General features: G+C 33.9%; 8 protein-coding genes. 2 read left to right on the top strand and 6 right to left on the bottom strand.

The genetic code is table 11. The features are described from left to right. Positions 1–291: 291 nt before the first annotated feature. The 6 genes from ACFWE9_RS24245 to ACFWE9_RS24220 form a co-directional block, all read right to left on the bottom strand. Positions 292–837: a GrpB family protein gene (locus tag ACFWE9_RS24245; RefSeq protein ID WP_377359200.1), complete on the bottom strand. Its 546-nt coding sequence runs from the start codon at positions 835–837 to the stop codon at positions 292–294. Positions 838–1,027: 190 nt separating this feature from the next. Continuing rightward, positions 1,028–1,477: a DinB family protein gene (locus tag ACFWE9_RS24240; protein WP_230162650.1), complete on the bottom strand. Its 450-nt coding sequence runs from the start codon at positions 1,475–1,477 to the stop codon at positions 1,028–1,030. A gap of 282 nt (positions 1,478–1,759) precedes the next feature. Then, positions 1,760–3,973: a transglycosylase domain-containing protein gene (locus ACFWE9_RS24235; protein WP_377359198.1), complete on the bottom strand. Its 2,214-nt coding sequence runs from the start codon at positions 3,971–3,973 to the stop codon at positions 1,760–1,762. A 393-nt stretch (positions 3,974–4,366) separates the two neighbouring features. Then, positions 4,367–4,669, bottom strand: a complete 303-nt coding sequence (locus ACFWE9_RS24230) for a hypothetical protein (protein ID WP_377359196.1) — start codon at positions 4,667–4,669, stop codon at positions 4,367–4,369. A gap of 1,135 nt (positions 4,670–5,804) precedes the next feature. Continuing rightward, entirely contained in the window at positions 5,805–6,245 is a 441-nt protein-coding gene (locus ACFWE9_RS24225; RefSeq protein ID WP_053347531.1) for an SRPBCC family protein, read from the bottom strand. 229 nt (positions 6,246–6,474) lie between these two features. Beyond that, complete coding sequence (locus tag ACFWE9_RS24220) at positions 6,475–6,681, bottom strand: hypothetical protein (RefSeq protein WP_230162644.1); 207 nt, start codon at positions 6,679–6,681, stop codon at positions 6,475–6,477. Positions 6,682–6,959: 278 nt separating this feature from the next. Here ACFWE9_RS24220 and ACFWE9_RS24215 point away from each other — a divergent pair, with 278 nt between their 5' ends. Both ACFWE9_RS24215 and rsiV read left to right on the top strand, forming a co-directional pair. Beyond that, positions 6,960–7,448 (top strand): RNA polymerase sigma factor SigV, encoded by a 489-nt coding sequence (locus tag ACFWE9_RS24215; RefSeq protein WP_230162642.1) that lies wholly within the window; start codon positions 6,960–6,962, stop codon positions 7,446–7,448. Between the two features lie 16 nt (positions 7,449–7,464). Continuing rightward, entirely contained in the window at positions 7,465–8,367 is a 903-nt protein-coding gene (gene rsiV / locus ACFWE9_RS24210) for an anti-sigma-V factor RsiV (RefSeq protein WP_230162640.1), read from the top strand. Positions 8,368–8,567: the final 200 nt, after the last annotated feature.

Below are 8,567 nucleotides of genomic sequence, written 5' to 3'. Positions count from 1 at the left end.
TCCATATATACTAAATACTCCTTTTTAGTGTAATTTTACACTAAAAGTATTATTTTTCAATAAAAAATACCCTTTTTGAATAAAAAGCAACTTTAAAACACAAAGAAAAAAGCAAGAAATAACCTTGCTCTAAATAAGTTTGAAATGGGAATATTTCTTAATTAAAGCTTGTTGAACTAACCTGCCCCGATAGCTGCATAAAAAAAAAGCTACCTTAAAGACAGCTTGATCTTCAGCTAACGCACCCGTTAGTTTAAGTACATTTCTTCACAAACTTATATTAGTTCGCAACTAAGATTTAAGAACATAATTGATAAATTCTGTTTTTGCTTTAGTGTACGCTTCACGATCATTGCTATATTTTTTTGCTAAATCTCTTTTAAGAATAGCGTATTCATCAATAAACTGCTGATTAGTCCGTAATAAATCACGAAAAAGTAGCTGATTATCCCACCGTTCTTCTCCCTCAAGTAAAATATGTAAATGTACTACTCGTTTGTCGTTAATTACTTTCACAAAAAATCTTTGCCAAGGTCGATTGTCTATGTTAGGTGGTACATAATGCCAGTCATGATTAGCTAACAATGAAGATATTTCTTTTATTTTTTGAAATGAATCAATTTTAGCCATTAAATCAATGATTGGTTTAGCTGGTAAATTAGGAATAGATGTACTTCCATAATGTTGAATTTCCGTTATGCCGAAAGTTGAAAGAAGATTAAGAAGAAGTGCTTTTTCCTGATTACCTTTTTCTACCCACTTGGGATTTGGTTCGACAATGTCTATTGTCTCATTAGCCCAAACGGGCCATGTGCTTTCATCATGAATATCTTTCATTTTACTCCCCCTCAAGATTTTAATTTTTTCAGTTTCAGAAAAATCTTTGTACCTGCATTCTTTTACAAACCTGCCTCGATAAAAGAAAAAGCTGCCTTAATGACAGCTCCGATCTTAAGCTAACGCACCTGTTAGTGGAACATAGACGCATATCATAAACTAGTATTGAATAAGGCTACCCCGAATACATCTATCTCACAAATGTAATAAAGTCAATATTAACTGGTTCAAAACCATCTGCTCGAAGTCGTGAGTTAATCTGTCCTCGATGATACTGACCATGCAATGCTACATGAATTAAAATATCCCGTATAGAATTCTTAAACTCTTTTCCTTTACTATTTGTGTAGGATATTAATTTATCTAGGTCAGTATTTGATAAATTAGTAAGAAACGTTGTTAAGCTCTCTTTATTTTGCATAACAAGCTCTGCACAGACTTCTATATCGACCTCTGACCAGATGGGCAGTCGTGAACTGTCCAATCCTCGTAATCTAGTTATCCATACTTTTTCTGCAAGTAGGATATGGGAAAACAAACGGCTCACCTCTTGATTTTTATCTTCAATACTTTGCAATGTTTCAAGAATACGTTGATTAGCCCAATTTAAATGCTCATACATCTTTTGGATAGTTTTCAATGAGAATCACACCACCAATGATTGAATTTTTCAATAGGATTTTCCCTTTTAAAAATCAATTTTCCTTCATTTTTTATATTACCATATAATCCCATTGATTCGAGTGAAATAAAAGGATTCTTATTCAACTAAACTGCCCCGATAGTTGCATAAGAAAAAACTGCCTTAAAGACAGCTCTGATCTTCAGCTAACGCACCCTATAGTTTAAGTAGAAACCCTCACATTCTCTTATGTGTATCATAAAAAAGGATGGAACCAATGCGATCCCATCCTAAAAATCTTTATTGTTTGTGTTGCTTTTCCTCTTGTTGTTTGTGTTTCTTTTCCTCTTGTTGTTTATGCTTCTCTTCCTCTTGTTTGTGTTTCTTTTCCTCTTGTTGTTTATGCTTCTCTTCCTCTTGTTTATGTTTTTTTCCCTCTTTATTTCCACCAATATCCAATGGTTTTTCTTTTTTATTTTTTGTAACTGGTGGAGCTTCTTCAGGATTTGCACCTTTAATGAACAGTTCATTATTCACCCGGTATACATCACTAGGCTGCTGGAAGCTACTTTGGTCTGTTCCAAACGCTTCCAGCATGACCTTAAACATTTGGTGCGAGATTTTAGTTGTATTTCCATCCATATAATTACCTGGACCATTTTTAGTATATCCAGTCCAAACCGCCATAGTGTATTGCGGTGTATAACCAGCGAACCAACTATCATTTACCGAACCGGATGGATATCCATATTGTGCTCTGGTTTTACTGTCAAAATTGGTTGTGCCAGTTTTTCCAGCCACATCTAGTCCAAGGACATTTGCTGTTTTTCCTGTACCAGATTTTACGACTGTCCGTAACATATCCGTCACCAAATAAGCTGTGTAATCATGCATAACACGTTTTGGCTTTGGAGTTAAATTAACAACTCTGCCATCAGGATAGACAACTTTACGAACAAAATGTGGTGTATTGTATTCACCGTTATTTCCAAAAGCACTATATGCCCCTGCCAACTCTAATGGATTAACCGTATTACTTCCAATCGCATATGATTCGTACACCTTATTATTATTAAAAGTAATACCCAGATTTTCTGCAAAGTTTTGTGCTCTATCCAACCCTACTTCTTGAAGGGTAAGGAGTGCTGGAATATTGTATGACCATTGAAGTGCTGTTCTAATCGACAACATTCCGTGATATTGATGATCCCAGTTAGAAATAGATTGACCATTTGAGTAGGTTATCTCATGATCATTAATTTGGTGTGCTGTAGACCATTTTGAATTTTCAATAGCCGGACCATAATCAAAGACTGGCTTGAAAGTAGATCCTGGTTGACGTTTAATATCAACCGCAAAGTTGTTGCCTCGGAAGGAAGCTTTAAATTGGTTTCGACCGCTTCCAATAGCTCGAACTTCTCCTGTTTTTGTATCTAAAAATACGAAGGCTCCTTGAAAATTGTCATTTGGATAAGAAATAATCGTATCGGTGTTCATTATTTTGTCCGCAAAGGTCTGAGCTTTTGGATCTAGCGTCGTATAAATAGATAATCCATCCGAACTGATATCTACATTTTTCAGCTTTCCTTCAACTTCTTTTACAACAGCGTCCAAAAACGCCTCGTACGGCATCCCTTTCTGTTTCGTTCTTGGAACAAGTCCTGCTGTAACTGGAACCTTCTTTGCATCCTCCAATTGCTGTTTCGTAATATACCCTTGTTTATACATAGCTTCTAAAACAATATTACGACGATTTGTTGCAGCTTTCACATGTTCGGGTTCAGTGGGATCGTAATAACTTGGACTCTGTGGGAGCCCCGCCAGCATAGCGGCCTCCGGAAGCGTTAATTTATTTAGATGATCGGCATCGATTCCGTAGTAATTTTTGGCGGCAGCTGCTACACCATATGCCCCGTCTCCAAGGTAGATCTTATTTAAATACATCATTAAGATTTGATGTTTGGAATACTTTTGCTCAAGCTGATAGGCCAAGCTCCATTCCTGTACCTTTCGCTTTATTGTTTTCTGAGGTGACAAAAAGGAGTTTTTAATGACCTGCTGTGTAATCGTACTTCCGCCTTGAGATCCGAAATCCCCTTTTAGGTTCTTGAAGATTGCTCTCGCAGTTCCTTTTATATCAATGCCATTGTGTTCATAAAAATGTGCATCCTCCGTGGCAATGAAAGCATGTTCCAACATTTTTGCAACTTGAGAATACTTAATTTTTGTCCGCTTTTCTTTACCATATTCGTAAATGAAATTCCCGTTTTTATCGTATAATTTGGTAGAAAGCGGATCGACTAGTTTTGAAGCATCTATTTTAGGTGCATCCTTAATCATTGCTGCAACCGTAACTGCCCCTATTCCAATTGAAACAACAACTAACAGTAAGCACCAAAGTAAAACTTTTTTCAAGAAAGACCTTCTTTTAGGGGAGTTTTCACCTTTTTTTTGATCTTGTTTTGTTTTTTCCACTTGTTTTCGTTCCTGACGAGAACGATACGTTTCTGACATTAATCTACTCTCCCATATTCAAGTTACTCAACAAAATTGAAGAAAACTATGCAAAGAAATAACCTTTTATTTACTCACTATTCATTGATAATCAGTATGGTATTTAAAACAATGCATTTCATGCAAAACCTGTATATAACGAATTAAGGAAGAATTTATCCTATACTTGGTCGGTTTTCGCAATAAAGTAATCACTTCGTACTATCTTATCTAATGCATCTTGTAGAACGTCTTCCTTCTTTACATCTGGCCCTTTTAATATTTTTTCTCGTTTAATATCATTATCCAAGGTATAACAAACAATGACATATAGTGAACAAATAAAAAAAGACAGTGTACCACGCTGCCTCTTGTTGTATGGGTTAAAGAAAACGAAGAATTATTTAATCTTATCTAGTGAACAATTATTCTTTGTTTTAATTCTGAATTCATATCTAAAACACCTATCACAATTTGATTATCTTCCGTCAATGTTATGTATCTGAAATAATCATCATCAGAAATCAACAAATCGGTGTCATTCGTCGTTTTTTCCATTTTGGCAAATACATCTACTGTGTACTCAAGGTGAAAAAAATCATCAAATCCCTTGCTTGAGCTACCTACCCAGGTATACAGAAAATCTTTCAGTGTGATTTGTTCAATCACCGATAATTGTTTCTTGAATTTTAACTTATCTACTGTGACGCTTATCATCTTTCAACACTCCTTAACGAGTATTAATTATATACATTGAAGTCTCCTTCAACAATGCTATTTGCGTAACAATCCGTTTACAGTTTAGTTACTATACTAAAGGGGCAGGTTAGTTCAACAAGGAGTTATAATATATTAGATTCAGAAGCTTGTAAAAGTGGTGGTGAAAATGCATATAAAGTAACGAGATCCACCTAAAATAAGAGAGGCAAATTGAATTGAACATAGATATAGGGTTTCTCTTCCTTGTTCTTTTATCTCTAACAGGATTAATATTGTCCATTAGATATACTAAAGAACAAGATAAAGAGCAGAGTGAAGTAGTAAGTGGAGCAGGAATCTTCGGTAATTTTGTTTATCTTTTGATAACTTCACTACCATTTAGGGTAAGAAAGGCGATATATATTATAGTGTGCCTTCTTATGGTCCTTTTGTTTTCTATTGGTTTATGGGAAGTATCAAAGGTTTAGTTATGCAACTTACAGGTACTTTACTTCAATAAGGGAGGTTGCTGCGGCAACCTTTTTCTTACGGAACTAAGGGCCAGGTTAGTGCAATAAGACGGGTTGAAAATCCAGCTCTCTTTAAGTCGCTCTTGAGACATATTATTCAGCTAAGAAAAGTAAAAAATAAAAATCCATCCCTGAAAAGCTTCAAGGATGGATTCAGACAAACACCAAGATCCTTAGGGTGTCTCTTGGATAATTCTTATTATGGCCTATAGATAGTTTTCGAAAAATACCTTTGGTACCATCTATAAATATTTCATATGAATAATTCATTCTGTATATTACCAACTATTGGAAATTATATATACGGTCATGAGATAGGACTTACAAATTATATATAGTCCATTTTAACAATACTTATGGAACTAACCTGCCCCGATAGTTGCATAAAGAAAATCTGTCTTAAAGACAGCTCTGATCTTCAGCTAACGCACCCGTTAGTTCATTAAGAAAAGCGATTCTGGAATATTGAAAAAAAGAGGCCATCCTTTTTGGACAGCCACCTTTCCGCTAATTATAAAATTTCTAGTAGAGCTCGATATCATTATATTGGTCACTTCAGAATGTTACCATCTATACTTCAGAGAAGGTATCTCCAAAATGAATTGGCTTTCAATCTTTGAAAACTATGAGAATACTGCAATTTTACGTGCGATAGATTCTGTTAAACGAGATGCTACTTTTGGAACAGCCCATTTAATAATTGGTGTTAACACCGCACCAGATAATCCGCCTGCATGGATTTCCACCGTACAAGTCATTATTGTTTTACCATTAACATCTTCTGCAGTAAAGTGACCGCTTCCTGTAAAATTATCTGATAAACCTTTTAGTTCAAACTTAATATTTGAAGGTTCATTCCATTCGGTAATATCTACCTGCGCTTGTATTGTTTTTTTAATACCTTTCACACTACCTTCAAATGTCCAAATAGATTGCTTGTCATTTATGATTTCATGTTCTTTATAGGCTGGTACTGTCGTTGCCCATTTTTCGAGATCACTGACATAATCCCAAACTGCTTGTACATCTACTGGAACTACTACAGTATGCGTTCCCGTTGCCATTATGATCCCCACCTTCACTATGTATGAATTGTAACTTTACATTTCTACAAAATAATTATTACATAAAAAGCATAAACTTACATCACTAATTATACATAGCTTTCCTTCTTCCAATCCTCCACAATCCGGCTCTTTAATGGAATAACAGGACTGACGTTTTTAAACGACTTTAATGTCACTTAACAGTATTCCTTATGGAACTAACCTGCCCCGTTAGTTGAATACACAATTACTCCTCTCCAACTGTTTTAGGTTTTACTAAAACCAGCAACAAAAAGCTCAACCACGAAATACTTAGCATAATTACATATACAATATTCCAAGTAGATTGTTCCTTCACTAAAGCTAAAACCTCACCAATTAGCAAAATAGTAATTATTATGAAGGATAACCTATTTGCATTTAATACTATAAACTTTCTCATTTTCTTACCCATTTATATACACCACGTCTTAGTCATTATTAATATTTTAACATTTACTTCTTGTTCAACTAACCTGCCCCTTTAGTTCTATAAGTACTCGCTAATCAAATCTGCTGTTTTAACGAGGTCTTTAATTAAAGAAAATCAACAATAGTCTTTTTCAAAGCAAAAAAACTAGATAATATATTATTTCTTGAAATTTTTCTCTTAGAATGAAAACTTTTTGGACAAGCTATACGTTTAATAAGTACAGAGCTCTAATACCACATCGATTGAGAGGATTAAATATAGTGAACGAACTAAACTTAGATCAGTTGATTGCAGATTTTGTGATACAAAACAAAGAAAAATATTATAGACTTGCTTTTCACTATGTAAAGAACCAGGCAGATGCGCTAGATGTTGTACACGAATCGATTATAAAAGCACTATCCAATAAAGAAACGTTGCAGAATCCAGATTTTTTGAAAACTTGGTTTTATCGAATTGTGATTAATACTTCAATTGATCTTCTTCGAAAACAGGAAAGATCGGTTATAGTAGATGACAATGTTCTTTCGAGTTTGGATGGTGGGAAAACAGATCATTATGAAGATGTCGATCTCAAGATCGCTCTTACTTCGTTACCAGTTCAATATCGGAGCGTCATCATATTACGCTACTTTGAAGACTTTAAATTAGAAGAAATTGCACAAATTTTAGATAAAAATATAAACACTGTGAAAACAAGATTATATAAAGCATTATCGATGCTGCGTATCACGTTGAATGAAATTTAGAAATGGAGTGATTCTCATGACAGATAGAAAAATAGAAAACTTGAGAAAAGAATATGAAAATATTCCGATTCCAGATGAGTTAGATTTTGTGGTCATAAAAGCATTAAAACAAGAAGCTGGATACCCAATGAAAAAGGAAAAAAATCATAAAAAATTATATACAGCATTAACTGCCGTAGCCGCATCCGCATTATTTATAACTGGTGTGAATACAAATCAATCGTTTGCAGCCACTGTCTCAAACATACCTGTGATTGGTAGTTTAGCAAAAGTCGTTACATTCACTGAGTTTAATGTAAATGAAGAACAATCTAAAGCAAATATTAAAGTTCCATCAGTGAGTGGATTAAAAAATAAAAAACTAGAAAACGAATTAAATGAAAAATACCTAACAGAAGGAAAAGCACTTTTTGAAAACTTCAAAAAAGAAACAAAATATGCGAATAAAATTGGTGGAGCTCACTTGGGAATTAAAAGTGGGTATGAAGTAAAAACGGATAACGAGCAAATCCTTTCAATCAAACGTTACGAAGTAAGTACATCAAATGGATATTCTGCAACTCAATTTGACACAATCGATAAACAACATGAAATATTAATTACGTTGCCAAGTTTATTTAAAAATGATCATTACATTGATATCATTAGTGAAAATATCAAAACCCAAATGATTGAGCGATATGAAGAAGATAAAGAAAATAATTATTATTGGGTTGAGGGCATTCCAAATGATATCGAAGCAGCAGGATTGTTCCAAAAAATAAATAAAAACCAAAACTTCTATATCAATAATAATGGAAAATTAGTGATTTATTTCGATAAATACGAAGTGGCACCTGGTGCATATGGTGAATCAGAATTTGTCATCCCAACAAATGTTCTTTCTAATGTTTTAGTCAGTGATGCTTACATTAAGTAAAGACTGAAATAGAATGGTTCTAGTACAAGTAAGACACGCTAAAAGAGTCAAAATCCTTTACAAATGAATTTATGAAGTACATCAAATTTTTTTAAAAATCCAACACTCTCTAACTTGATAAGAATTCCAACTTTCAGTAAAATAGTTGGAATTCTTATCACTATTTATGTATATTACAATAACTTTAAAATCTATTTTTA

Origin of the sequence: Peribacillus sp. NPDC060253 (genome assembly GCF_042727425.1) — a bacterium.
Lineage (GTDB): Bacteria > Bacillota > Bacilli > Bacillales > DSM-1321 > Peribacillus.
Note: the sequence above shows the minus strand (reverse complement) of the source record. Positions and strands in the feature narration are given on the sequence as shown.